At 59.4% G+C, this 24,385-nt stretch carries 20 protein-coding genes; 14 read left to right on the top strand and 6 right to left on the bottom strand.

The features are described from left to right. Positions 1-47: 47 nt before the first annotated feature. The 11 genes from PFAS1_RS14805 to darG all read left to right on the top strand — a co-directional run bounded on the left by PFAS1_RS14805 (position 48) and on the right by darG (position 10,340). Positions 48-1,442, top strand: a complete 1,395-nt coding sequence (locus tag PFAS1_RS14805; RefSeq protein ID WP_076029612.1) for an ethanolamine ammonia-lyase subunit EutB — start codon at positions 48-50, stop codon at positions 1,440-1,442. An 8-nt stretch (positions 1,443-1,450) separates the two neighbouring features. Then, positions 1,451-2,275, top strand: a complete 825-nt coding sequence (gene eutC / locus PFAS1_RS14800) for an ethanolamine ammonia-lyase subunit EutC (protein WP_198044913.1) — start codon at positions 1,451-1,453, stop codon at positions 2,273-2,275. A 112-nt stretch (positions 2,276-2,387) separates the two neighbouring features. Beyond that, positions 2,388-2,849 carry a GNAT family N-acetyltransferase gene (locus PFAS1_RS14795; protein ID WP_074871233.1) on the top strand — a complete coding sequence of 154 codons (462 nt, stop codon included), beginning with the start codon at positions 2,388-2,390 and terminating at the stop codon, positions 2,847-2,849. Between the two features lie 240 nt (positions 2,850-3,089). After that, the gene (locus PFAS1_RS14790) at positions 3,090-3,746 is read left to right on the top strand and encodes a DedA family protein (protein WP_076029610.1); all 657 of its coding nucleotides are present in this window, start codon (positions 3,090-3,092) and stop codon (positions 3,744-3,746) included. A 6-nt stretch (positions 3,747-3,752) separates the two neighbouring features. Further along, a complete protein-coding gene (locus tag PFAS1_RS14785; protein ID WP_076029609.1) occupies positions 3,753-4,565 on the top strand; it encodes a M90 family metallopeptidase in 813 nt (270 codons plus the stop codon). Positions 4,566-4,678: 113 nt separating this feature from the next. Continuing rightward, on the top strand, positions 4,679-5,206 hold the full coding sequence (gene ppa / locus PFAS1_RS14780; protein WP_028620880.1) for an inorganic diphosphatase: 528 nt from the start codon (positions 4,679-4,681) through the stop codon (positions 5,204-5,206). A gap of 223 nt (positions 5,207-5,429) precedes the next feature. Then, complete coding sequence (locus PFAS1_RS14775; protein WP_074871240.1) at positions 5,430-6,182, top strand: S24 family peptidase; 753 nt, start codon at positions 5,430-5,432, stop codon at positions 6,180-6,182. 765 nt (positions 6,183-6,947) lie between these two features. Beyond that, a complete protein-coding gene (locus PFAS1_RS14770) occupies positions 6,948-7,868 on the top strand; it encodes a restriction endonuclease (protein WP_076029608.1) in 921 nt (306 codons plus the stop codon). A 164-nt stretch (positions 7,869-8,032) separates the two neighbouring features. Then, complete coding sequence (locus tag PFAS1_RS14765) at positions 8,033-8,614, top strand: DarT ssDNA thymidine ADP-ribosyltransferase family protein (protein WP_076029607.1); 582 nt, start codon at positions 8,033-8,035, stop codon at positions 8,612-8,614. After that, positions 8,611-9,255: a type II toxin-antitoxin system toxin DNA ADP-ribosyl transferase DarT gene (gene darT / locus PFAS1_RS14760; RefSeq protein WP_076029606.1), complete on the top strand. Its 645-nt coding sequence runs from the start codon at positions 8,611-8,613 to the stop codon at positions 9,253-9,255. Before PFAS1_RS14765 ends, darT begins: the two co-directional genes overlap by 4 nt. Further along, positions 9,252-10,340 carry a type II toxin-antitoxin system antitoxin DNA ADP-ribosyl glycohydrolase DarG gene (gene darG, locus PFAS1_RS14755; RefSeq protein ID WP_076029605.1) on the top strand — a complete coding sequence of 363 codons (1,089 nt, stop codon included), beginning with the start codon at positions 9,252-9,254 and terminating at the stop codon, positions 10,338-10,340. The genes darT and darG overlap by 4 nt, the downstream gene beginning before the upstream one ends. 82 nt (positions 10,341-10,422) lie before the next feature. On the opposite strand, the gene PFAS1_RS14750 is transcribed toward darG, so the two are convergent. From PFAS1_RS14750 to PFAS1_RS14725, 6 genes are read right to left on the bottom strand one after another with little or no spacing between them, the layout of a single operon-like run. Continuing rightward, a complete protein-coding gene (locus PFAS1_RS14750) occupies positions 10,423-11,235 on the bottom strand; it encodes a YfaP family protein (RefSeq protein ID WP_076029604.1) in 813 nt (270 codons plus the stop codon). 3 nt (positions 11,236-11,238) lie between these two features. Beyond that, positions 11,239-12,858: a DUF2300 domain-containing protein gene (locus PFAS1_RS14745; RefSeq protein WP_076029603.1), complete on the bottom strand. Its 1,620-nt coding sequence runs from the start codon at positions 12,856-12,858 to the stop codon at positions 11,239-11,241. A gap of 1 nt (position 12,859) precedes the next feature. Beyond that, positions 12,860-17,422, bottom strand: coding sequence for an alpha-2-macroglobulin family protein (locus PFAS1_RS14740; RefSeq protein WP_076029602.1), 4,563 nt, complete (start codon positions 17,420-17,422; stop codon positions 12,860-12,862). Further along, on the bottom strand, positions 17,419-18,069 hold the full coding sequence (locus PFAS1_RS14735; protein ID WP_074871252.1) for a DUF1175 domain-containing protein: 651 nt from the start codon (positions 18,067-18,069) through the stop codon (positions 17,419-17,421). Before PFAS1_RS14735 ends, PFAS1_RS14740 begins: the two co-directional genes overlap by 4 nt. Further along, positions 18,054-19,766, bottom strand: a complete 1,713-nt coding sequence (locus PFAS1_RS14730) for a DUF2138 domain-containing protein (RefSeq protein WP_076029601.1) — start codon at positions 19,764-19,766, stop codon at positions 18,054-18,056. The genes PFAS1_RS14735 and PFAS1_RS14730 overlap by 16 nt, the downstream gene beginning before the upstream one ends. 37 nt (positions 19,767-19,803) lie before the next feature. Beyond that, the gene (locus tag PFAS1_RS14725) at positions 19,804-20,595 is read right to left on the bottom strand and encodes a YfaP family protein (RefSeq protein WP_076029600.1); all 792 of its coding nucleotides are present in this window, start codon (positions 20,593-20,595) and stop codon (positions 19,804-19,806) included. 508 nt (positions 20,596-21,103) lie between these two features. Here PFAS1_RS14725 and PFAS1_RS14720 point away from each other — a divergent pair. The 3 genes from PFAS1_RS14720 (at position 21,104) to dxs (ending at position 24,236) form a co-directional block, all read left to right on the top strand. Continuing rightward, positions 21,104-21,346, top strand: coding sequence for an exodeoxyribonuclease VII small subunit (locus tag PFAS1_RS14720; RefSeq protein WP_007894317.1), 243 nt, complete (start codon positions 21,104-21,106; stop codon positions 21,344-21,346). Continuing rightward, a complete protein-coding gene (ispA, locus tag PFAS1_RS14715) occupies positions 21,343-22,245 on the top strand; it encodes a (2E,6E)-farnesyl diphosphate synthase (protein WP_076029599.1) in 903 nt (300 codons plus the stop codon). The genes PFAS1_RS14720 and ispA overlap by 4 nt, the downstream gene beginning before the upstream one ends. A 92-nt stretch (positions 22,246-22,337) precedes the next feature. Beyond that, positions 22,338-24,236: a 1-deoxy-D-xylulose-5-phosphate synthase gene (gene dxs, locus PFAS1_RS14710; protein WP_076029598.1), complete on the top strand. Its 1,899-nt coding sequence runs from the start codon at positions 22,338-22,340 to the stop codon at positions 24,234-24,236. The last annotated feature ends 149 nt before the right edge of the window (positions 24,237-24,385 follow it).

Raw genomic sequence — 24,385 nt, 5'->3', positions numbered from 1 at the left:
CAGAAATCACGGCGCAGGCCCTGTCTGCGCCGTCACGGAGAATCTGTATGGCAAGTTTTGCTCACTCGGTCGGCGCCCAGACCTATCGCTTCGAGAGTCTCAAGGACGTCATGGCCAAGGCCAGTCCGGCGCGTTCCGGGGACTTTCTGGCCGGCGTTGCCGCCCTCAATGACGGCGAACGGGTAGCCGCGCAGATGGCCCTCGCCAATATCCCCCTCAGCCACTTCCTGCAAGAAGTACTCATTCCGTACGAGGCCGATGAAGTCACCCGTCTGATCATCGACACCCACGACAAACAAGCCTTCGCCGCCGTCAGCCACCTCACCGTCGGCGGCTTTCGCGACTGGCTGCTCAGCGATGCCGCGGACGAACAGAGCCTGCGCGCCCTCGCGCCCGGCCTGACCCCGGAAATGGCCGCCGCCGTGTCGAAGATCATGCGCGTGCAGGATCTGGTGCTGGTCGCGCAGAAAATTCGAGTTGTTACAAAATTCCGCGGCACGATGGGCCTGCGCGGTCGGCTATCCACCCGCCTGCAACCCAACCACCCCACCGATGAACCCGCCGGTATCGCCGCGAGCATTCTCGACGGTCTGCTGTACGGAAACGGCGACGCGATGATCGGCATCAACCCGGCTACCGACAGCATCGCCTCGATCTGCACCATGCTGGAAATGCTCGACGCAATCATCCAGCGCTACGAAATTCCTACACAAGCCTGCGTGCTGACCCACGTCACCACGTCCATTGAGGCCATAAATCGCGGTGTTCCGCTGGACCTGGTGTTCCAGTCGATCGCCGGCACCGAAGCAGCGAACGCCAGTTTTGGTATCAACCTGAACGTGCTGCAGGAAGGCTACGACGCCGGTTTGAGCTTGAATCGCGGGACGCTGGGGCAGAACCTGATGTATTTCGAAACCGGTCAAGGCAGCGCCTTGTCAGCCAACGCCCACCACGGCATCGATCAACAGACCTGCGAAACCCGCGCCTACGCCGTGGCGCGCCATTTCAAGCCGTTCCTGGTGAACACCGTCGTAGGATTTATCGGCCCGGAATACCTTTACAACGGTAAACAGATCATCCGCGCCGGCCTTGAAGATCACTTCTGCGGCAAGCTCCTGGGCGTGCCCATGGGTTGCGACATCTGTTATACCAACCACGCCGAAGCCGACCAGGACGACATGGACACCCTGCTGACCCTGCTGGGCGTGGCCGGGATCAACTTCATCATGGGCATCCCCGGTTCCGACGACATCATGCTCAACTACCAGACCACATCGTTCCACGACGCGCTTTACGCCCGCCAGACGCTGGGCCTCAAACCTGCGCCGGAATTCGAAAAATGGCTGGCGAGAATGGGCATTTTCACCCAGGCAGACGGCAAGATTCACTTCGGCGACAGCCTGCCGCCGGCTTTCCGCCAAGCGATGGCGCAACTGGGATGAGTGTTGAAATGGACAAACCACCTGCTGACCCACAGAACCCTTTGCTGGAACTGCGTCGCCTGACGCCGGCACGGATCGCTTTGGGTAGAACCGGCACCAGCATGCCGACCAGCGCGCAGCTGGATTTCCAGTACGCCCACGCTCAAGCGCGGGATGCGGTGCACTTGCCGTTCGACTCTGCGGGGCTCAGCGCACAACTGGCTGAACGCGGGCGAGCCAGTTTGCTGCTACATAGTGCCGCTACGGACCGGAACAGTTATTTGCAACGCCCCGATTTAGGGCGAAAGCTGAGTGACGAGTCGGCTCAGGCACTGCGCGATTACGCATTGAGCCATCCCGACGGTGTCGATCTGGCCATTGTCGTTGCCGATGGTTTATCGGCACTGGCCGTTCATCGCCATACCCTGCCGTTTCTCGCGCGAATGGAAGATCAGATTGTGAATGACGGCTGGTCCGTCTCACCGGTCATTCTGGTGGAACAGGGCCGTGTCGCGGTAGCCGATGAGATCGGCGAACTGCTGGGGGCGAAAATGGTGGTCATCCTGATCGGCGAACGCCCTGGCCTCAGTTCCCCTGACAGCCTGGGACTGTATTTCACCTACAATCCAAAGGTCGGGCTGACGGATGCCTATCGCAATTGCATCTCCAACGTCCGACTCGAAGGCCTGAGTTACGGCATGGCGGCACACCGCTTGCTGTATTTGATGCGCGAGGCCTGTCGGCGGCAGTTGTCAGGGGTCAATCTCAAGGACGAAGCCCAGGTTCTGACACTGGAGTCGGAAGAGGGGGTGGACGTGAAAGGTAATTTCCTACTAAGCCCGTCGGAAACCTGAACCGTTTCCGCATTGCGTTTCTATCCATGTTTCAGGCAGGATCGATGCACGGCCGCCAGGGTTTCCCGTCGCCGTCCCCATGTAAGACAGCCACTTGAAGACGAGACCTACCATGCGGATTATTCAAGCGACCCTCGAACACCTGGACCTGTTGACGCCGTTATTCGTCAAATATCGCGAGTTTTATGGCTCCCTGGCTTATCCCGACTCGTCCCGGGCATTCCTTGAAAAACGCCTGCGTCGCAAGGAGTCGGTGATCTACCTGGCCCTGGCCGATGACGACAGCAACAAACTGATGGGTTTCTGTCAGCTGTATCCGAGCTTTTCGTCCCTTTCGCTGAAGCGCGTGTGGATCCTCAACGACATCTACGTTGCCGAAGAGGCCCGCCGCCAGTTGGTGGCCGACAACCTCATCCGCACCGCGAAAAAAATGGCCAAGGAAACCAATGCAGTACGCATGCGCGTTTCCACCAGCAGCAATAACGAAGTCGCGCAGAAAACCTACGAATCCATCGGATTCAAGGAAGACACCGAGTTCAAGAACTACGTATTGCCGATCAGCGAGGAGCTCTGATCCGCCTTAATACCTGTGGGAGCGGCGGCGCGACGATTCGACTTGCTCGCTCCCAGAGTGGTGCATACCAACCGTTGATCCTGTCGACATTCCCCGCTACAAACTCAACGCGCTTTTCACCTGTCAGACCGTATAATGCCGACCTTTCCGGCTTGTAAGAAAAACTACACCCGTCTGTAGCCTTTCGCGAAGTCATCCGCACAGGCCTGCCGAGTCGGGCCGTCACCTCAGGTGCTCTCCATGGATTTCAACCCGCTCGACCTTATCCTGCATCTCGATGTTTACCTCGATTTGCTGGTAACCAACTACGGGCCATGGATTTACGCCATTCTGTTTCTGGTGATCTTCTGCGAAACCGGTCTGGTGGTGATGCCGTTCCTGCCGGGCGACTCCCTGCTCTTCATCGCGGGTGCCGTTGCGGCCGGTGGCGGCATGGACCCGGTGCTGCTGGGCGGCCTGCTGATGCTGGCGGCGATCCTTGGCGACAGCACCAACTATGTGATCGGACGAACGGCGGGTGAGCGTTTGTTCAGCAACCCGAACTCGAAAATCTTCCGCCGCGACTACCTGCAGCAAACCCACGACTTCTACGACAAACACGGCGGCAAAACCGTGACCCTGGCGCGCTTCCTGCCGATCATCCGCACGTTTGCACCGTTCGTCGCCGGCGTGGCGAAAATGCCGTATCCGCGGTTCTTTGCCTTCAGCGTTCTCGGCACCATCCTGTGGGTCGGTGGCCTGGTGACCCTCGGTTACTTCTTCGGCAACGTACCGTTCATCAAACAAAACCTGTCGCTGCTGGTCGTGGGCATCATCCTGCTGTCGCTGGTACCGATGATCATCGGCATCATCCGCAGCCGCTTCGGCAACGGCGCGTCCAAAGCACAATCGCGCTGATTTACCATGTGGTCCCTGAGCGCCTGGCGTCGTCGGCGCACCTTGGCCAAATACCCGATTGCCGACGACATGTGGCAGCGGGTTCGTCATCACTTGAGTTTTCTCGATGGCCTCAGCGCCGCTGAGGACCGGTGGCTGCGTGAAGCCAGCGCGCTGTTCCTCCAGGACAAACACCTGACCGCCCTGCCTGGCGTCGAACTCCACCAGGAGCAACGCTTGCTGCTTGCCGCCCAGGCGCAACTGCCGCTGCTGCACCTGGGCGATCTGAACTGGTATCAGGGTTTCCACGAAATCGTCCTCTATCCCGACGACTTTCTCAGCCCCCAGCGCCATCGCGACGCCAGCGGTGTCGAGCACGAATGGGACGGCGAACACAGCGGCGAAGCCTGGCAGCAAGGCCCGATCATCCTCGCCTGGCCCGGCGTGATGGCCAGTGGTGGCTGGGAAGGCTACAACCTGGTGATCCACGAACTCGCGCATAAACTCGACATGCTCAACGGCGACGCCAACGGCCTGCCGCCACTGCACGCCGACATGCGGATCAGCGATTGGGCCAAAGTCATGCAAGAAGCTTACGACGACCTTGATCGGCAACTGGACCACAATCCCGACGCTGACACCGCCATCGACCCGTACGCGGCGGAAAACCCCGCCGAGTTTTTCGCAGTCACCAGCGAATACTTCTTCAGCGCCCCGGATTTGCTGCACGAGGCGTATCCTCAGGTCTATGAGCAGCTGAAGCTGTTTTACCGCCAGGACCCGCTGGCCCGGCTGCGGCAACTTCTGGCCGAGAACCCGGTCTATCAGGCACGCGACTAAGGTCTCTACGACCCTTGGAGCGTGGCATCGGCGGCGGAATATGCCTATAATCGCCGCCACTTTTTGGTCAATCCGGCCAAGTGATTTTGGTCAACTAACGGGGGCAACGCCCAATGAGCTACAGCAAGATTCCGGCTGGCAAAGACCTGCCGAACGACATCTACGTCGCGATCGAGATTCCGGCCAACCACGCGCCGATCAAATACGAAATCGACAAAGACAGCGATTGCCTGTTCGTTGACCGTTTCATGGCCACCCCGATGTTCTACCCGGCCAACTACGGTTTCATCCCGAACACTCTGGCTGACGACGGTGACCCCCTCGACGTGCTGGTCGTGACCCCTTACCCGGTAGCGCCAGGTTCGGTCATCCGCGCCCGTCCGGTCGGCATCCTGCACATGACCGACGACGGCGGCGGCGATGCCAAAGTCATCGCAGTCCCACACGACAAGCTGTCCCAGCTGTACGTCGACGTGAAGGAATACACCGATCTGCCACCTCTGCTGCTGGAACAGATCAAGCACTTCTTCGAGAACTACAAAGACCTCGAAAAAGGCAAATGGGTGAAGATCGAAGGCTGGGGCGACGCAGAAGCCGCACGCACCGAGATCATGAAGTCGGTTGCTGCCTATAAAGGCTGATAGCCGTCTCTCACGAACGGCTGTAACGAGAAACCCCGGTTGATCCGGGGTTTTTTGTGGGTGCCTGAAAACCCTGTTCAACAGCACATTTAACTGGCGGGCGAACCGGTTTTTTCTTGTTTAATTTTTACAAAAGACGTCTTACATCAGGACTTAAATTTCACGCCAGATTTGAACGTTTTGTTGAATCAAAGCCTTATGCCGCACGGCTAGACTCGTGTTTATGAAAAAGAACAAAACCTGCGGTCCACGATTCAGAATGCTCCTGAAAGAGCTACAAATCACGACAACGAGATTTGCCGAATTCCTGGGCATTTCCGACCCTCAAACTGTCCATAACTGGTATACCCGCGGGGTGCCTGACTACCGCATGGAAGATGTCGCCAGAAGACTGTCCGTAAACACTGAATGGCTGAAAACCGGCGAAGGTCCCCAAGACGCCCGGGAATTGCACCTGATCGACGCGTCCGGCAACACCTTCGACGCACAGTCAATCCGGGGCACCTATCGGGTCATCGACCCAGTCGATATCGAACTCCCCTTTTACAAAGAAACGGCCACGGCCCCCGGCTCCGATAAAACCCATGTCATCAAAGACCCCAGCGAATCGATCCGCTTCCCGCGCAGCGATCTTGACTCCCTGGAAATCAACCACGCCGATGCCATCTGCGCCCGCATGGTTGGTAACAGCATGGCCGAAAGAATTGAAGATGGCTCCATCGTCGCCATCGACCGCGGGCTCACGCAAATTGTCGACGGAGAGATTTACGCAATCGAGCACGACGGCATGTTGCGCATCAAATACCTGAGCCGTGTACCAGGCAACGCAATACGCATGCGCAGCCACAACAGCTCCGATTACCCGGATGAAGTCTTCAGACCTCCACAAATCGAAGAACAAAACATAAGAGTTCTGGGATGGGTGTTCTGGTGGTCGACCCTGAACAAACGCAGGCCCCCCATACCTTTTCTATAAACACATAACTGTGTAGCAGCTAAAGAAGCTGCTACCAGTCACGGAATAGCTCTAGGTCGCACACCACGCTGGGAATTCCCCCAAAAAATCAGTATGCTGCGCCCCACATTTGCGCATCGACCCGCCTCGCGGCGTCAAATCGCACCGACAAGGCAGATGACTTTCTCGCCAAGTCCCACAGCCGGACGCAAGATCCGGGTGTACGTTTTGAAGGCTGGCGCGGTTTACCAAAAATGATCCAAGCCAGTCCCCGAGAAGCCGGCCACAAGCCGGCTTTTTAATGCCTGCGAAAAAGTGAGCCTCAACGATTAGCGAGCTAGATCGACATCCCGCGCTGATCCAACTCGTCAGCCGTTGGCAAATCAGACTGAAGCAGGTTGTTCTCATGCATGAATCCAGCTGAAGCACATTTCCCTTTAGTACCTGATGGACCTACGCGGCCTAATCGGCAAGACCTGTCAAATTCGCTCAGTCGATTTTGATCTTGAGTTCGCCGGTGACTCCCGTGTGTTGCTCCACAGCTCACGCGCCCGCTGAGCAGGTGCTAAAAAGTGAGGGGGGATGATAGCGCCTGGGTAAAGCTTTCTATGCCAGACGGCAGAATTTATTGCGCAGCGATGTTCTGTAGGAAGAAAGCCTTTCTATACACAGTGGCTTACGTTTTATCAGCGCCAACGCCTCCCTCGCGCGGGATACCTGAAAGCACGTTAACTTATACTCGCCCGCCAATCAGCACAAAACCGTAGTCATCACAGGGAAGCGTCCATGTCCGTTCCAACTTACGATCAGTTCATCGAACCCATCCTACGGTTTCTCGCCACGAAACCAGAAGGTGCACCCGCTCGGGATGCCCATGAGGCGGCGGCAAAAATGTTGCAATTAACCGTAGAGCAACGTGAAGAACTGATCGCCAGTGGGCAGGCCACCTATAAGAACAGAGCTGGCTGGGCACACGATCGGCTCAAGCGTGCCGGCCTTTCCAGCAGTGCCAAACGCGGGTATTGGAAATTGACTGACGCGGGTGTGGCCTACGCCAAGGAACATCCAGCCCCCATGTCGGCCGGTGTAGTGGAACATTTAGCCATTGGCTATATGAATGTGAAGCTGAAGATTGCACCTGACGCGGCACCGCTTGATGACGAAACGCCTGTTGGACCTGACGTAACCTCTGCCACCGCCAGCCCCGATGATCGGCTTGAACAAGCCCTCCAGGAGTTGCGCGACGCCACAGCTGCCGACCTTTTGGATAACCTGCTACAGGTCACCCCCAACCGCTTCGAAGTGATTGTGCTGGATGTGCTTCATCGCCTGGGATACGGCGCTAGTCGCAATGACTTGCAGCGTGTCGGAGGTTCAGGGGATGCCGGCATCGATGGCATCATCTCGCTAGACAAGCTGGGGCTAGAGAAGGTTTATGTCCAAGCCAAGCGTTGGCAGAACACGGTAGGTCGTCCTGAGCTGCAGGCATTCTACGGTGCACTCGCCGGACAAAAGGCTAAGCGCGGGGTATTCATCACAACCTCTGGTTTCACGGCACACGCTGTCGACTTCGCTAAATCGGTGGACGGTATTGTGTTGGTGGATGGCACGCGACTGGTGCATCTGATGATGGATCATGAGGTGGGTGTTACATCGCGATTGCTGCGGTTGCCGGCGCTGGATCGTGATTATTTTGATGAGGAGTGAGAGATCGGTTTTGGAAACCAGCCTCTTCCCCTGCGACGCTTGTGGCCCAAGGTGATGGCACACTAGAATCACGAAGTACACTCGAATTGGAAGGTCGCGGTTAACGCACAGAAGAGATAGGGCTAAAGCGAGTTTAGATAGCTGTACAGGTCAAGGAGACCACGATGCCAGACGTCAGAAATATCAAGGAACAAAAGCTTCTATATCACCTCACTTCGGTCGAAAACCTGGATGGCATTTTTCAGGGAGGTCTAAAGCCTCGCGCTGAACTCACCGACTTCAAAGATGTAGCTGACAGTGAAATTCTGAAGAAGCGCAAAGCCCTTGAGCTTGACAGCTATGTGCCGTTTCACTGGTTTGCTGCAAATCCATTTGACGGAAGTGTGCAACGTAACAACCCTGATGTGAAATTCGTCCTGATCTCCGTTTACAGGTCTATTGCGAAACAAAACGGTTGGAAAGTCATTCCTCGGCACCCTCTGGCAAACGACTCAATCCAGTTACTCGATTACGACGAGGGTTTTGAAGCCATCGAGTGGGAGGTCATGAACAGCCGGGAGTATCACGACGCACACTGCAAAAGCATCTGCATGGCGGAATGTTTGGCGCCTGGCGTTGTGAAACCAAACGCCTTCTTCAAAATCTTCACTCCTAACGAGGAGGTCGAAGCACTCTGCGTGGCTAAAATGCGAGCGGCCGGTGTTAATGTACTCACCGGCGCGAATCAGAGAATGTTTTATCAATGAACTACACCAGTCTGAATCCAGAGAAGGCTCTGATTTGGCGGATCGTCCACCGCGATAACCTGCCTTGGATTCTGGACAATGGGTTGCATTGCGCCAGCTCGGAGGCACAGGCACCGCAGTACGTGAATATTGGCAACGCCGACTTGATCGACAAGCGCCGCAATCGCTGTGTTCCTATCCCTCCAGCGGGCGTATTGGCCGACTACGTACCCTTCTACTTCACTCCCTTCTCTGTGATGATGAAAAACATTCACTCCGGATGGAGCGTTCAGCAACGCAGCAACGATGAGATCGTGATTCTGGTCTCCAGCCTGTACCGCGTAGAACAGCTTGGCCTACCATTCGTCTTCACAAATGCACACGCCTACCCGGATTGGACAGACTATTACAGCGACTTGGCGAATCTCGGCGAGATCGATTGGTCTATCCTTCAACGACGCGACTTCAAACGTGACCCTGATGACCCTCGAAAGATGGAGCGCTATCAGGCCGAAGCGCTGATTCACCATCACCTACCGATTACAGGACTCCTTGGCATCATGTGCTACAACGATGCAATGAAAGAATGCATAGAGCAGGACGTGGCCGCTAGAGGCCTGACGTTATCTGTTCATGCGCGTCCGGGATGGTATTTCCAATGATCAGATTTACCCAGGGCAACCTTCTGGAAGCCAACACTGAAGCCCTCGTCAACACAGTCAATACCGTGGGCGTGATGGGCAAAGGTATCGCGCTGATGTTCAAAGAACGCTTCGCGGATAATTACCGTCTGTATTCGGCCGCCTGCAAGGCTGGCGAGGTAGAGACAGGCAAGGTTCACGTAACGGCAGTCAACGAACTGGACGGCCCTCGCTGGATCGTAAACTTTCCTACCAAACGTCACTGGCGATCACCGTCGCAGATGGCGTGGATTACTGAAGGCTTGCACGATCTGCGTCGCTTCCTGATTGAAAACCACGTGAAGTCCGTGGCAGTTCCACCGCTAGGTGCGGGCAACGGTGGTTTGAAATGGCCAGAAGTTCGTGAACAGATTGTTGATGTACTGAGTGATCTGGATATCGATGTGTTGGTATTCGAACCTTCCAACCAGTATCTGAATGTCGCCAAGCGTAGTGGCGTGGAAAAGCTCACGCCTGCTCGCGCGCTCATCGCAGAACTGGTCCGACGCTACTGGGTTTTAGGAATGGAATGCAGTCTGCTTGAGATTCAGAAGCTGGCCTGGTTCCTGGAACGAGCTATAGAGAATCTACCGGACACTGAAAACCCGCTGAACCTTAAGTTTGTAGCTCATAAATACGGGCCGTACGCCAATCGGTTGGAACATCTGCTCAATAACCTGGATGGAAGCTATCTGCATTGCGACAAGCGCATCAGTGATGCAGGTATCAGTGATGTGATCTGGTTTGACCAAGAGCGCAAAGCCTTTTTGCAAACATATCTAAAGACAGAGGCCAAGGAGTACTCCCAAGCCTTGGAGCGCACTGCTGAGTTAATCGACGGCTTTGAGTCGCCCTTCGGCATGGAATTGCTGGCGACGGTCGACTGGTTGCTAAGCCAGGAGAAGGTATCCCCGACCGTCCCTGCCGTACGCGAAGCGTTGAAGCATTGGGACGGGGGAGCCGGTGCCGCCGCTCGCAAGAGCAGGCTGTTCGACGATCCGGCGCTTGATATTGCACTCAAACGTCTTACCAGCAGTAGTTTCAAGCCGGTAATGGCTGTCTGTTAAATTCAACAGCCCATTGATTGGTCATCTTCAGAAAATTCGATTGGAGGTGGTTGTCCAACAAACCGTTGGACAACCACCTCCCTCACGGATAACTAAACCCCTTAACCAACGTCAACTCCCCCACCGCCCGCATCGGCACCAAAAAAGTCTCCATCTTCTCGTCCGGCGTCCCTTCCTCCGTAATCACAGTCACCTGCGCCGTCGTCAGCGGCTGAACCGCGTCCTCTTGCCCGTCCTCATCACTCCGATACCCACCTCCAAAGTAATTCACATACACCAAATACTGCCCCTTGATCGGCGCCGGCATGGCGAAGATTTCCGGGCCGTAGCCCGTCGTCACGTCAACATCCAGCGCCGCCCCATTAGGCACAGCACGATCGCCATACCAGATATGGGCGCCGTCGGGGGTGATGAGGTGCAAGTCGAGGTCGGTGCCGTCACTGTCCCAAGCCAGTAGCACCCGCAACTTCGCCGGAGTGGCCCCGCCGCTGGCGTTGAGGAATTGCGTGCGATGCCGTTGCTGGCCATCGGGGCTACGGACTTCGACGCTGTTGCTGCCATTGGGGAATGAGAACGGGCGATCAAAGCGTCCGGCAGGATCGATTTTCAGCGGCATGCTGACGCCGTTGACGATCAACCGGCCTGGCTCGCCGGACTTGGGCGTCGCGTTGATTTGTCCGGTGATGCGTGCAGTGTTGGCCTGCCCCGCCGGGGTGTTCACCGAGGAGGCCGGGTAGTTGACGATCTGGCGAAAGCTTTCGCCTTCGCCTTCAGGGGCGCCAGTGCGCCAGCCGCCAACGGGGGTGTCGAGTTTGGCGGCGCTTTCGGCGAAGGTCGTCGGCCCTACGCAAAAGGAGCAGAGGAACAGGAAGACCTGTGGGTAACGGAGTTTCATGGCCTATTCCAGCAAGAGGTGGCGGGCGAGCCCTTCGATGTAGGTTTCATCCTGGCCGTTGGGGTGTGCTTCGAAGGCCAGGTGCAGGTATTCGTGGGTCAGGTCGAGGCGGTCTTGCAGCGACAACACGCCGCGCACGTAAATGCGCTGGCGTTCGCGGTCGACATAGGGACGGCCGAAGGCCAGACGGCAGACGGCGAAGGTGCTGACTTCGTTGTAGCCAACCTCGCTTTCCAACCGCGGACGCCAGCCGCGGCGTTGGTTCAGCAGCCAGTCTTGCGCGGCGGGGAGTGCTTCGCAGGAAGCGACTGGATTGTCCCAGCGGCTGAGGCTGGCGCGGGGGTAGGCGTGGAGCAGGATGGCGTCGTAGCGTTGGCCGGCGCTGGCTTGTTCGACGGCGTGCTGCCAGGAGAGTTTGTCCGGGCCGGGTTGGTCGGAGTGGTAGGTGACGGTGCTGCCGGCGAGGACCAGGTCGCTGGTCCAGGCGGCGATGTGGCGTGACTCGGCGGTGGCTGGACGTGGGGCGACGCGTTGCCGGCTGCTGCTGTCGTCGATGCTCAGGCAGTCGCCGTTGCGGGTGGCGTTTTGCAGCAGGTACGTGCGGATCGCGACGGCCAAAGCCTTGGCGGCTTCGGCGGGTTCGGGTCTGGCTTCGCGTTGCAGGACACGGGCGACGTATTCTTCGCGGTCCAGACGGGCGATCAGTTGGTCTTTCAGCAAAAACAGTTCGCCGTCGCTGTGGATATCGAGTTGGTTGCCGTTATTGAATTCGACGCGGTAATCGCCCAGCAAGGGCCCGGACTCAACAACACGATCCCCCGCCAGAACGCGCCCGATGGGATAGCGTGAAAACAGCCCCACCTCGACACAGCGTCCCCCCTCCAAAGGCCAATTCACCGGCAACACCGAAGCCAACGCCCCACCGTAGTGACGCAGGACCATTTGACTGGTCCCACGCCCACCCGCCCAAACCGGAGTGCCATCCACTGTCCACCCGGCAAAACCGCCCTGACGCGACGAAGGGTCCTGATCCCCCAACCAGCTCCAGGTTTTCACCCGCAACCGGCCACCGAGTTCGCCCACGACATTGCCGTCAGCCGCATTCAACACCACATCCAGCAACACCCGCCGCGCTTGATCCTGCGCTGGCATCACGGCTAGCATTTGCAGCAACTCCGTCACTGAAACGCGAGTGGAAGGCTGCAACGAAGCCAAATCCAGCAACCACTCCGGCGCCTTACGTGCCTGCCAATATTCCCGCCAACCAGCATCAGAAATACCCAACCGCGCAGGCTCAAAATATAAGCCGCACGACTTCACCAAGGCCTGATCGCGCTCAATCCTGCCGCCCGCCGTGCAGCAGTAAACTTCGTCTTTCGACTGACCGCGACATTCGTAAGCCGGCTCATGGGCATTGGTATCCACCAGCCAGCCATAGACAAACAACTTCCACACACTGCCCAGAGGCGTCTGCAGATCAGCAGGCAACGGCTCGCGCGCGATCACCTGAGTCTGGCTCAACGACAGCAACTCACCCTTAAAGCCCAGCCGCAGCGGTTCGTCCTGCGCTGTCGCCAGCGCAGGGATCAAGCAAAGCAGCCACCAGACCAGAGGCCGGGTCATGTCAGTTGACCGTGACCTGGCCGAGGGCCGGTTTCTGTTCCTGAGCCTGATGCTGTGGCGCGTAGACCTGAGTGAAACGCACCGGCGGCAGGTTGAACTGGCCCTTCTGCGAGAAACGCACCAAATGACGCAGACGCAATTCGCCACTCAAGGCATCCACCGGAATCGCATAAGCCATTTGCCCCGGCTCGAAACGCGCTTTCTCCAACGCGGACGGTTCGGTGCCGGCCTTGCCCATGAGCTTGATGCCCCACGTGGTGCGCTCGACATCGGCACCCGGTGGCAGCGGCACTTCGAGCATGCCGTAGCGCAGTGGTTTGGCGGCTTTGCTGGTGATGATCACTTCGTCCAGATACAGGCTGTCGCTGGACAACGGTTTGTTGCCGACCGCTTCCAGTTTGAAGGTGAAGGCTTCGTCGCCCGGCACCAGACGCGACAGGCGACGGGTGATGGTCACGGCCATCGGATCAACCAGCGGTTGTTGGGTCTGGAAGCTCAAGGCCGCTCGCAGCGGACGCTCTTGCGCACCGGTCAGCGACAGCACAGCGGGCACCGGCTCAGCACCCTGCCATGTCCAGTAAATCTCACCGGTATCACCGTATTTTTTCTTCCAGCCTTCACCCGGTGCCAGTGCAATGGTGGGCGAAGCCTGCTCGATGCTGCGCTGCAACCAGGTCAATGCCAACGCGCGCTCCAGGGTCGATTGCTGTGGCAACAGTCGTTGCAACAATGCTTGCGCGTGAGCCTGATCGAAGGCTTGCAGCGACAGGTTCAAGGCTTCGGCAAACGGCTGCGAACTGACCGCCAATCGTTGTTGCGCGTCTGGCAATTGACGATTGAAAGCGTCGGGCAAAGTCACCTTGGATTGGCGAGCCAACGACGCCGTCAGCGCACGAGCAGCCGCCAAACCCAACGCCGAGTCTGGATCGCTCATGACGATACTGTCTTCGCCATCCTCCATCAGATTCGCCGCATGGCCCTCGCCTGCTTTCGCCAAGTCATCCATCAAACCGCTGAGCAAGGTGTTCACCGGCAATTGCATCTGTTTGGCGAACGACAGAATCAGCGCCCGCTGCAACAGCGTGTTCTTGGCCTGCTTCGAATAGACCTCCAACACCCGCTGCCAATGCTCCGGCGGCAGGCTCAGCTCCAAGGCTTTGCTGGCGTGCCAGTCGGCGTAGTAAGCGTAAGCGGTGAGGAACGCATCCGGCTCGCCGTCCATGCCCCACCAGGTGAAGCTCGCCGAAGGCCCGGCCATTTGCACCAGGCGCAGACGGCTGTTTTGCATGATCAAACGCAAGCGATCGCGGATTTGCGGATTCGACGACAAGGTCGGATACGCGATGCTTAGCGGCAGCAAACGACTGGCCGTTTGTTCGACGCCGCCGTACGGGTAACTCAACAGATCGTCGAGTGCCGAGCGGAACAGCGCTTGCGGACTGTCATCCAGACGCAGGCGAATATCCGTCGCATCCGCTGGCAAGGTCAGCGGCGTATCACCGCTGGCCACGTCCAGGCTTTGGCTCTGCGTCACCTGCCAACCTTCGCCGGTCGCGGTCAGCCGCACAGCCAGGGCATCAGCCGTTTTGCCGTCCAGCACCAGCTCAGCCGTCCACTCGCCACTGGCCAGCGCGAACGCCGGCAGCGCGATGTAGTTGATGCCGTTATTCAGCGTCACGGGGACGCGTTGTTCGGTGCCGCCGAAATGAATCACCAGCTCAGCCTTGACCGGTTTCTCGGCCTGACTGAACGCGAACACGCCGAGATCCGGTTTGTCGCCGTTGCGGAATTTGGTTGGCCCGCTCCACTTCAGGTACAGCGGTTTTTCCGAGCGCACGAATTGCTTCTTCTGCCCGACCTGACCGTCATCGGCGATGGCCCGGGCGGTGATGCGCCAGCGGGTCAGCGAGTCCGGCATCTTGAAGGTGAAACGGGTTTTGCCGTTGGCGTCGGTGATCAACTCCGGCTGCCACGCGGCAGTGTCGACGTCTTCCCGACGCGGTCGCTCCAGCACTTTCACGCCCCGCTCGCTGCGGTTGGCTTTGCCCGGCGCGCCTGGGCTGCCCGGCAATGCCACGTCGTAGCTGATGAACGACAGGCTGGCGCTGGTGCGCACGTTGTTGCGGCGCGGGTGGTAGAAAAACTGGTCGATGGTCGGCGCCACTTCCGGTTGCAACGCGTAGACCATTTCGTCCACCACGCTGACCGTCAGGTGCGCTGGAACAGGCTTGCCAGCGAACTGCGTGGTCAAGTCCACCGACACGGTATCGCCCGGCTGATACGCCTCTTTATCGGTGACGATGGCCACGTCGATTTGCGGCGCGATCACCTTGATGCCGGCGTTCTGGAAGCTGTACTGACCGCCCTTGGTGTACAGCACGGAGAACGTCAGGTTCGGCGCAAAATTGTCCTTCACCGGGATCCGCGCGCGGTATTGGGTCTCGCTGAGTTTTTCCATCTTCAGCCAGTCGCCGCCCTTGGACAGCAGCGCGGTGGCCTCGACCTTGTCGCGCTCCAGCGACAGCAGTGCATCGCTGATCGGCTCAGGGAACGTGATCAATGCCAGGGCTTCGTCGCCAGCCTTGTACTCGGGTTTATCGAGGACGATTTCCACGGTGCCCGGCACGGCTTTGACGCCGTCGCCCGTGACCGAATGACCAGTGGCGCCCACCACGCGGCCATGGTCATCCTTCAACGTCAGGTTGTAAGTACCCGGACGGTCGAAGGCCAGGGTGAAGCCTTTGTCTTTCGCGGCGAGTTTGCCTTCGCCAACCGTCTGGTCTTCCAGGCGCACCCAGCTATAGCTGCTCGGCGTGACCGCTTTGCTTTGTTCGCTGCCGCCTTCGTTCAAGTAGTTGAACGCAACCTTGTCGCCCACCGCGCTAAAACGCTGGGGCGCGCGCAGGCTGAAACTCGCCGCGCCGCGGTCGATGAGGATTTCCTTGGTGGTCTTGACTCGATACGCCGCACCATCGCTGGCGAACACAGTGAGCATGTAGCGGCTCGGCTTCTCGGCCGCCGGCAGATCCAGCGTCGCGTTGCCCTTGGAATCGGTGGTCAGTTCGGTGCTGGTCAGCTCAACCGGGAATTGCCCGAGGTATTGCAGTTCGTTGTCGACCATCGACAGTTGTTGGGCGCGCAGGCTCAGGCTCAACTTGGCGTTCGCCACCGGTTTGCCGTCCGGGTACAGCAGCACGAGGCTGCCCTTCACCGGTTCGCCAGTGCGGTAATCCTGCTTGGCCAGGTTCAGGGAGATCTCGAAGTGCGGCTTGATGTATTCGGCGACACGGAAGGCGCTGCTGTAGGCCTGATCCTTGTAGCTGAAACGCAGCTCGTAACCACCCGCCACCGCGTTATCCGGCAACTGGAAACGGCCTTGAGTGCCGGCCTTGGAATCGAGTTTCAACGCCAGCGATTGCAGCGCCGTGCCGGTGGCATCGAGCACGGTCACGTTGACGTCGGCAGCAGTGGGCAGCACCGAGTCGCGGGCGTTCTTGAACTCGCGACCGACGATCTTCAGCGACACCCAATCCCCCGGCCGATACAGCGGCCGGTCGGTGAAGGCATAGAGTTTGGTGTCGTAGATTTCGCTGTCGTAGTAGAAGTTTTCGGAGACAAACACCCCGCCCTCTTCGTCCTCGCCAATCACGAACGAACGCTCAGGGCTGACGTGTTTCAGACGCAGCAAACCATCGGCATCGGTGGCGCCACTGCTCATCACGCCGAGGCCATCGGTCCACAGCACATTCACCTTCGGCACCGAACTGCCTTGGTGTTTGCGCGCGGCCCACACCAGCAATTCATCACCGGCAATCTTGCTCACGGCCACGGTGTTGGAGACGAAGACCATGGTGGTCGCACGGTACTTGCCGATCAGCGCTTCCACCAGGTACAGGCCCGGTTTCAGATTGCCCAACGGGATGTACACGTTGCCCGGCGCAACGCTGACGAACTCACTGGAAGAGCCGGCCAGGTTCACGCCTTCAGGCGGCTGGATCGGTTTGGCTTGCCACAGCGGATAGCGGAATTGGCTGACCACCGGCAAGCCCGGAATCAGCGCGAATTGCGGCTGAGCGTCGTAAGGCGTTGGCGCGGCCATGGCGGCGCCCATCTTCAGCTCCGGCACTTCCTCGGTGACTTGCTTGCGCGACTCGTAGGAGAACGCGCGCTGCATCACGCGACGGGATTTGCGGTACCAGTTGTCCCACAGGTACGCGAGGGTGTTCGACAGGCCTTCGCCCTTGAACTGACCGTCGCTGACAACGCGGTGCAGGTTCTTCTGGCGCTTGAGGAAATCCAGCGGCTTGTCGATGCGGTACACGCGAATGTCGGCGCCGCCGTAAGGCTCCATGCGGAACCGACGATAGTCGCGACCCGGTGCTTCGAGGCGAACCATCGCCTGTTCGTCGCTGGCAAAACTGCTGTCGGCCAGCAGGAAAAAGCTTTCGCCGGCCACCGGCGTGTAGCCGCTCGGCTCGACGGTGTCTTCGGCGTTGACCGCCGAAAAAGGCAGCACCAGGACCAATAGCAGAGGCAGAAAACGCAACATGCGGGCACCGATCATTGGGAGAGAAAGTTCAGTCGATAGACGCCGATGAAGTTGGGGTTGGCTGCGTCGGGTATCCATCGGGTGTCCTTCCATGTCATGAGTTGCTGCAGGCTTGCGGAGCGCATGCCGTTGTCAGTGGGGGTGGTGGTGCCGGTGTGATAGGCGATGTAGCGGCCCATCCAGATCATCAGGTGCTGGTCGTCGCCCTGATCGAAAAACATCAGGTCGCCGGGCCGGGCTTGCGCCAGGTCGCGGCCGATCAAATGGCTGTTGAACTGAATCAGTTTGATCGCGTTGACGTACGGGCCGACCTTGCCGCCGCCCTGCTGCCATTGCTGGGCCAGGCCGCGTTGCGCCTCGCTCAGTTGCAGCTCTGGCGGCAGGTAACGGTTGGACAGGCCATTGCTGCGCAGCCATTTGTCGTCGTGGACTTTCAGTGCTTCGTTGGCGGCAAAACGGACCAGGCCCGCGCAGTCCTGCTGATACCAGCGCGGGCTCGGGCCTTGGGTCAGTTGTTCCTGGGCGATGCGCACGAACCAGGCGCGGAACACCTGGGATTGCTGCGGGTCCAGCGGTGCGGCGTCACCGGCAAATGCGCGACTGCCCAGCAACATCGCCAGCAGGCCGAGGCCTCGGATAAGAGCTGTCACAGGGCTTTCCATTCCAGTGGCAGCCATTGCCAGTGGCCGTCGGGTTCGCTGCCTTCGGGCAAGGTCAGGGCGTATTTGCCGTAGCCGCCGAGCTTGCGCAGTTTCGGGATCAGGTAGGTTTGCGCGGCGTTGTAGAACACCGGTTCCATGTCCTGCGGCAGGCTGTCGAGGGTTTCCTGTTGCATCAGTTGCGCCATGGAATCCGGGCCGAAGTAGACCGGCATCAGCAGGTCTTTGGGCACCACGTCGGCCATCGGCGGGAAGCGTTTGTCGAGGGTACCGAGGGCTTTGTCCACCAGCTTGTCGTCGAGGGAAAACAGCAGCGTCGAACCGTGGCGCGCCAGGCTGACTTTCATGAACGCCTTGCCGGTGATCGCGTCCGGGTTCTCAGCATCCTTGGCCTTGTAAGGACCGAAATTGGAGCTGACCTGACGCTGCCATTGGTGGGTTGGGCCTTGCTGTTTCTCGATCACCGGGAACGCGTGCTCTTCGACGTTGCCTTCGTAGGCGCCGACCATCGAGCCGAACAGATTGCCCAGGTCGCCGTCGAGTTTGGCGCTGTCGTCATCGTTCAGGCTGGCCACCAGCAGCGGCGTGTACAACCGCGAATCGGCGTACCAGCACAGGCCAGCGGCACCGGCCATGTGTTCGGTCAGGGCCTGGGCCACTTTTTCTTCCGCGCCGAGTTTCACCAGTAATGGTTTTTGTTGTTCGGCGGCGAGCGGCAAAGCGACGCAGGCACTGGCACCCATGGGCATGGCTTGCCAGATCGGTTTGAAATCGAAATCCGGCTGGTCGTCCAGTTCGTCCATGGCCAGAAAGCTGTGCCAGCCCTTGTCGTCCATGTCGAAACGCAGCCCGGCGAAGTTCGGGATGAAACGTTGATACCCCATGGCCAGAACGCTGGAATTGACCGACAGGCGTTGTTTCACCTCAGGCGTGCGCGGTGGCAGGCCGAAGGCTTCGGGGAAGAGTTTGTCGCCGTTGAGCAACGCGGCGATGGCTTTGGTCGAAACGCTGCCCGGCTCTTCCGATGAGCCGCTTTCCGGATCGTAGAGTTTGGTCGGGTTGGACAGCACCACCAGCTTGTCGCCGTGGGAGGCGAACACCAGCGCTTTGCTGGCGTTGTAGTTGAGTTGATAAAGCGCCACATCGTCAGCGCCGACTTTCACGTCGCCGAGCTTGGTCAGCTGCGAATCATCCAGCGCTACTTTCGCCAGCGGCTCCAGCACCTTGGCCAGACCACCGCGATCCATCACCAACAAAAAGTCTTTCAGGCGACCATCCGCCCCACGCCACAGCGCCACGTCTGCCGGTTGATCGAAGAGCTGCTCGATCAGGCTGTCCTGCAATTTCAGGTCATGTTCGTAAATGATCCGCCGCAGACTGCCGATCAAGCCGAGGCGATCGGCGTGCGCTTCGTAATAGAAGACGAAATCTTCGGTCAGGGTTTCCTTGAGGAACGGCACCGCCAGCAAATCCTTGGGCAACTGGCTCAAGGAGTGGGTTTCGAGCAGACCGTCCGGCCGGCTCATGCCCAGTTTGTCGCTGGCCAACTCCGCCGGCGGCGCCTTGGGTTTGTGCATGAACCAGCCCAACCCGGCCGCGACGCCCGCCACCAGGATCAGCCCGGCCAGCAGCACCGGCCAGCGGCGAGGAGTTTTGGCTGCAGGCGTTTCGGCGGCCGGAGAAACAGTGTTATCGCTCATGTTCACAAAACCCGATGTCATCCGTGGAGCGGGATGCTTAATAGTTGAAAGTCTTGACCAGCAGCAGGTCACCGATGGCCCGCAGGGGCACGATGAAGGTCTCGCGTTTTTCGTCGACAGTGTTTTCGTTGAGCACCAGGTTGATCTGCGAGGTGATCACCTCGTTCTGGTTGCTGGTCTCATCGAAGTTATAGCCGCCACTGCCGAAGTTGCCCCAATAGTTCACGTAAACCAGATAGGTGCCATGCATCGGCGCGGTCATGGTGAACATTTCCGGGCCGGGGCCATCGACGCCGTCCGGGTCCAGACCGCCGCCGTTGCTCATCGCCGGGCGAGCCCAGAACGCATGCTGGCCGTCGGGGGTAATGATGTGCAGGTCGAGTTCGGCTTTCGGATCGTCCCAACCCAGCACCACGCGAATCCGCGCCGGGGTACGCACGTTGTTGGCTTCATAGAATTGAACGCGCTTGAGCGACTTGCCTTCAGCGCTGCGGACTTCAACGCTGTTGGAGCCGGCGCCAAACGCATACGGCCGGGCGAAACGCCCTTGGTCGTCGGTGTACAGATTCAGCGGATTGCCGTTGACGGCCAGCGCATGCGGCCCTCGCTGAGTGCCGATGGCCTTGAGTTGGCCCTGGATCATGGTGCGATTGCGCTGCACGCCGCGATCGATCGGTGGCGTCGGATAGGCGACTTGAGGATATTCGCTGCGATCGAGCAAGCCGTTGTAGCGCCAGCCGCCGACCGGCTCCGACAACTCGGCCGTCGGCTCGGCCCAGGCAGCGGTCGCGCAGACAAGCCCCATCAGCAATAGAAGAAATGAACGCATGTGACGCCTCCTGCCATGCATAACGAAACCTTGCACCCGATCCTCGGCGCGTTACAGATCCAAAAAAACTGCGTTTCGTCAGAAAGACCCAGAATTTCGGGTCGTAGAAGGCGCGAAGATTAGCCATTTGGCGGTTTTTTAACAATCGGATACATCTAATTTTGCGGTGGGATTCACGGTGATTGTTGGGCGTGAGCCGAATAGCGAGGGTATTCGGCTCACCAAATGAGCCGAATCCCCACATCATTCCCCGGAGACACCAAACCCTGTGGCGAGGGGGCTTGCCCCCGTTGGGTTGCGAAGCAACCCCAAAAACAGGCACCGCGTTTCATCAGGCATCCCACATTCAGCAATTTGCGACTGCTTCGCGGTCGAACGGGGGCAAGCTCCCTCGCCACAGGGTCGCGTTCTCCCCCAAGCGCAGTGGCCGAAACGCCCCGTTCATTTGCCCATACCCCCCATGTCTGCTAGTGTCGCGCCGGTTTAACGTCAACCGGAAATAGCCGCCATGGCCCGCAAAAAAGCTGCACTGGATTTCGAACAATCTCTCGCTGACCTGCAAACGCTGGTAGAGCGTCTGGAGAACGGCGAATTGTCGCTGGAAGACTCGCTGACGGCTTTCGAGCAAGGCATCGGTCTGACCCGCGATTGCCAGGCGGCGCTGGCCCAGGCCGAGCAAAAGGTTCAGGTGCTGCTCGAGCGTGATGGCGAGCTGGCCGAGGAACCCTTCGACGCGGATCAGCCAGAATGATTGCAGCGTATTCGGCGACCAGCCAGGCCCGCGTCAATGCTGCACTGGAAACCCTGTTCATTGCGCCGAGCCCTGAGCTCGCGCGGCTGTACGAAGCCATGCGCTACAGCGTGATGAATGGCGGCAAACGGGTCCGCCCGCTGCTGGCCTACGCCGCGTGCGAAGCGCTGGGCGGCAAGGCTGAGCAGGCCAACGGCGCAGCGTGCGCGGTGGAGCTGATTCACGCTTATTCCCTGGTGCATGACGATTTGCCGGCCATGGACGACGACGATCTGCGTCGTGGCCAACCGACTACTCACAAAAAATTCGATGAAGCCTGCGCGATTCTGGCCGGTGACGGCTTGCAGAGCCTGGCCTTCAGCGCCCTGCTCGATCCGCGCCTGAGCAACTCTGACGCTGCTCTCACCTCCGATCACCTCCGCCTGCAAATGGTCAGTGCTCTCGCATTGGCCGCAGGCCCGGCCGGTATGGTCGGCGGTCAAGCCATCGACCTCGGTTCGGTCGGTCTGAAACTCGATCAGAAAGCCCTCGAATACATGCACCGGCACAAGACCGGCGCCCTGATCGAGGTCAGCGTCAAACTCGGCGCCCTGGCGAGCGGCCGTGCCGAGAAGGACGAATTGAAGTCCTTGCAGACTTACGCGCAGGCCATCGGCCTGGCGTTCCAGGTGCAGGACGACATTCTCGACGTCGAAAGCGATACCGAAACCCTCGGCAAGCGCCAGGGCGCCGACATTGCTCGCGACAAACCGACTTATCCGGCCCTGCTCGGCCTCGACGCCGCCAAGGCTTACGCCCTGGAACTGCGTGATCAGGCCCTGCACGCGCTGCGACCGTTTGACGCGGCGGCCGAACCATTGCGCGATCTGGCCCGCTACATCGTCGACCGGCGCAGCTGACGGCGTATCCGCCAAGTTAAAACCAACGCGTGGGCAGGGGGCGATGCATCAGGTAAACTGCCGCATCTTTTATACCTATAACGATTCGCCTGATGCCCACGACGTTTCATGAGATTCCCCGCAAGCGCCCGACCACGCCCCTGCTCGACCGTGCCAACACGCCGGACGGCCTGCGCCGGTTAGGCGAAGCCGAGCTGGAAACCCTGGCCGATGAGTTGCGCCTGGAATTGCTCTACACGGTCGGTCAGACCGGCGGGCATTTCGGTGCCGGCTTGGGCGTCATCGAGCTGACCATCGCGCTGCATTACGTCTTCGACACCCCGGACGACCGGCTGGTGTGGGACGTGGGTCATCAGGCCTATCCGCACAAAATCCTCACCGGTCGTCGCGAGCGCATGGGCACCCTGCGCCAGAAGGACGGCGTCGCGGCCTTCCCGCGTCGTTCCGAGAGCGAGTACGACACCTTTGGCGTCGGCCACTCCAGTACCTCGATCAGTGCAGCGCTGGGCATGGCCATTGCCGCCCGCCTGCAAAACAGTGATCGCAAGGCGATCGCCGTGATCGGCGATGGCGCACTGACCGCCGGCATGGCCTTCGAGGCGCTGAACCATGCGCCGGAAGTGAACGCCAACATGCTGGTGATCCTCAACGACAACGACATGTCGATCTCGCGCAACGTCGGCGGGCTGTCGAATTACCTGGCGAAGATCCTTTCCAGCCGCACTTACGCGAGCATGCGCGAAGGCAGCAAAAAGGTCCTGTCGCGCCTGCCCGGCGCCTGGGAAATCGCCCGGCGCACCGAAGAATACGCCAAAGGCATGCTGGTTCCCGGCACGCTGTTCGAAGAACTGGGCTGGAACTACATCGGCCCGATCGATGGCCACGACCTGCCAACCCTGATCGCCACCCTGCGCAACATGCGCGATCTCAAAGGCCCGCAGTTCCTGCACGTCGTCACCAAGAAAGGCAAAGGCTTCGCCCCGGCGGAAGTCGACCCGATCGGTTACCACGCGATCACCAAACTCGAACCGCTGGACGCTCCGGCCGCCGCGCCAAAGAAAGCCGGCGGGCCGAAGTATTCCGGTGTGTTCGGTGAATGGCTATGCGACATGGCCGCGTCTGATCCGCGCTTGGTCGGCATCACTCCCGCGATGAAGGAAGGCTCCGACCTGGTGGCCTTCAGCGAGCGTTTCCCGCAGCGCTATTTCGATGTGGCGATTGCCGAGCAACACGCCGTCACCCTCGCTGCCGGCATGGCCTGCGAAGGCGCGAAACCGGTGGTGGCGATTTACTCGACGTTCCTGCAACGGGGCTACGACCAGCTTGTGCATGATGTGGCGGTGCAAAACCTCGACGTCCTGTTCGCCATCGACCGCGCGGGTCTGGTGGGCGAAGACGGCCCGACTCACGCGGGCAGCTTCGACCTGTCGTTCCTGCGCTGCATCCCCGGCATGCTAGTGATGACCCCGAGCGACGAAAACGAACTGCGCAAGATGCTCACCACCGGCCACCTGTTCAACGGCCCGGCGGCGGTGCGCTATCCGCGCGGCTCTGGCCCGAACGCGACGATCGAGAAAGACCTCGAACCGATCGAAATCGGCAAGGGTGTGGTTCGTCGTCAGGGCAGCAAAGTCGCCCTGCTGGTGTTCGGCGTGCAACTGGCCGAGGCGCTGAAAGTCGCCGAGACGCTGGATGCCACTGTGGTCGACATGCGTTTCGTCAAACCGCTCGATGAAGCACTGGTGCGCGAAATCGCTGGCAGCCATGAATTGCTGGTGACCATCGAAGAGAACGCGATCATGGGCGGTGCCGGTGGCGCCGTCAGCGAGTTTCTCGCCCGCGAAAACATCCTCAAGTCGATGCTGCACCTGGGCTTGCCGGACAGTTACGTCGAACACGCCAAGCCTGCGCAGATGCTGGCCGAGTGCGGGCTGGATGAGGCCGGGATCGAAGCGTCGGTGCGTGAGCGTTTGCAACTGCTGAACATCTAAACCTCAAATACTTGCAAAACCCCTTGTGGGAGCGGGCTTGCTCGCGAATGCGGACGGCCAGTTGACTGAAATGTTGACTGACCCACCGCTTTCGCGAGCAAGCCCGCTCCCACATTTGATTTGTGTTCGCTTTAAAGCGCCAACGGATT

The organism is Pseudomonas frederiksbergensis (assembly GCF_001952935.1).
Lineage (GTDB): Bacteria > Pseudomonadota > Gammaproteobacteria > Pseudomonadales > Pseudomonadaceae > Aquipseudomonas > Aquipseudomonas frederiksbergensis.
Note: the sequence above shows the minus strand (reverse complement) of the source record. Positions and strands in the feature narration are given on the sequence as shown.

Excerpts from the sequence above, each read along its gene's own strand:
- PFAS1_RS14805 (WP_076029612.1), top strand. The coding sequence starts at position 48 with ATGGCAAGTTTTGCTCACTCGGTCGGCGCCCAGACCTATCGCTTCGAG.
- eutC (WP_198044913.1), top strand. The coding sequence starts at position 1,451 with ATGGACAAACCACCTGCTGACCCACAGAACCCTTTGCTGGAACTGCGT.
- PFAS1_RS14795 (WP_074871233.1), top strand. The coding sequence starts at position 2,388 with ATGCGGATTATTCAAGCGACCCTCGAACACCTGGACCTGTTGACGCCG.
- PFAS1_RS14790 (WP_076029610.1), top strand. The coding sequence starts at position 3,090 with ATGGATTTCAACCCGCTCGACCTTATCCTGCATCTCGATGTTTACCTC.
- PFAS1_RS14785 (WP_076029609.1), top strand. The coding sequence starts at position 3,753 with ATGTGGTCCCTGAGCGCCTGGCGTCGTCGGCGCACCTTGGCCAAATAC.
- ppa (WP_028620880.1), top strand. The coding sequence starts at position 4,679 with ATGAGCTACAGCAAGATTCCGGCTGGCAAAGACCTGCCGAACGACATC.
- PFAS1_RS14775 (WP_074871240.1), top strand. The coding sequence starts at position 5,430 with ATGAAAAAGAACAAAACCTGCGGTCCACGATTCAGAATGCTCCTGAAA.
- PFAS1_RS14770 (WP_076029608.1), top strand. The coding sequence starts at position 6,948 with ATGTCCGTTCCAACTTACGATCAGTTCATCGAACCCATCCTACGGTTT.
- PFAS1_RS14765 (WP_076029607.1), top strand. The coding sequence starts at position 8,033 with ATGCCAGACGTCAGAAATATCAAGGAACAAAAGCTTCTATATCACCTC.
- darT (WP_076029606.1), top strand. The coding sequence starts at position 8,611 with ATGAACTACACCAGTCTGAATCCAGAGAAGGCTCTGATTTGGCGGATC.
- darG (WP_076029605.1), top strand. The coding sequence starts at position 9,252 with ATGATCAGATTTACCCAGGGCAACCTTCTGGAAGCCAACACTGAAGCC.
- PFAS1_RS14750 (WP_076029604.1), bottom strand. The coding sequence starts at position 11,235 with ATGAAACTCCGTTACCCACAGGTCTTCCTGTTCCTCTGCTCCTTTTGC.
- PFAS1_RS14745 (WP_076029603.1), bottom strand. The coding sequence starts at position 12,858 with ATGACCCGGCCTCTGGTCTGGTGGCTGCTTTGCTTGATCCCTGCGCTG.
- PFAS1_RS14740 (WP_076029602.1), bottom strand. The coding sequence starts at position 17,422 with ATGATCGGTGCCCGCATGTTGCGTTTTCTGCCTCTGCTATTGGTCCTG.
- PFAS1_RS14735 (WP_074871252.1), bottom strand. The coding sequence starts at position 18,069 with ATGGAAAGCCCTGTGACAGCTCTTATCCGAGGCCTCGGCCTGCTGGCG.
- PFAS1_RS14730 (WP_076029601.1), bottom strand. The coding sequence starts at position 19,766 with ATGAGCGATAACACTGTTTCTCCGGCCGCCGAAACGCCTGCAGCCAAA.
- PFAS1_RS14725 (WP_076029600.1), bottom strand. The coding sequence starts at position 20,595 with ATGCGTTCATTTCTTCTATTGCTGATGGGGCTTGTCTGCGCGACCGCT.
- PFAS1_RS14720 (WP_007894317.1), top strand. The coding sequence starts at position 21,104 with ATGGCCCGCAAAAAAGCTGCACTGGATTTCGAACAATCTCTCGCTGAC.
- ispA (WP_076029599.1), top strand. The coding sequence starts at position 21,343 with ATGATTGCAGCGTATTCGGCGACCAGCCAGGCCCGCGTCAATGCTGCA.
- dxs (WP_076029598.1), top strand. The coding sequence starts at position 22,338 with ATGCCCACGACGTTTCATGAGATTCCCCGCAAGCGCCCGACCACGCCC.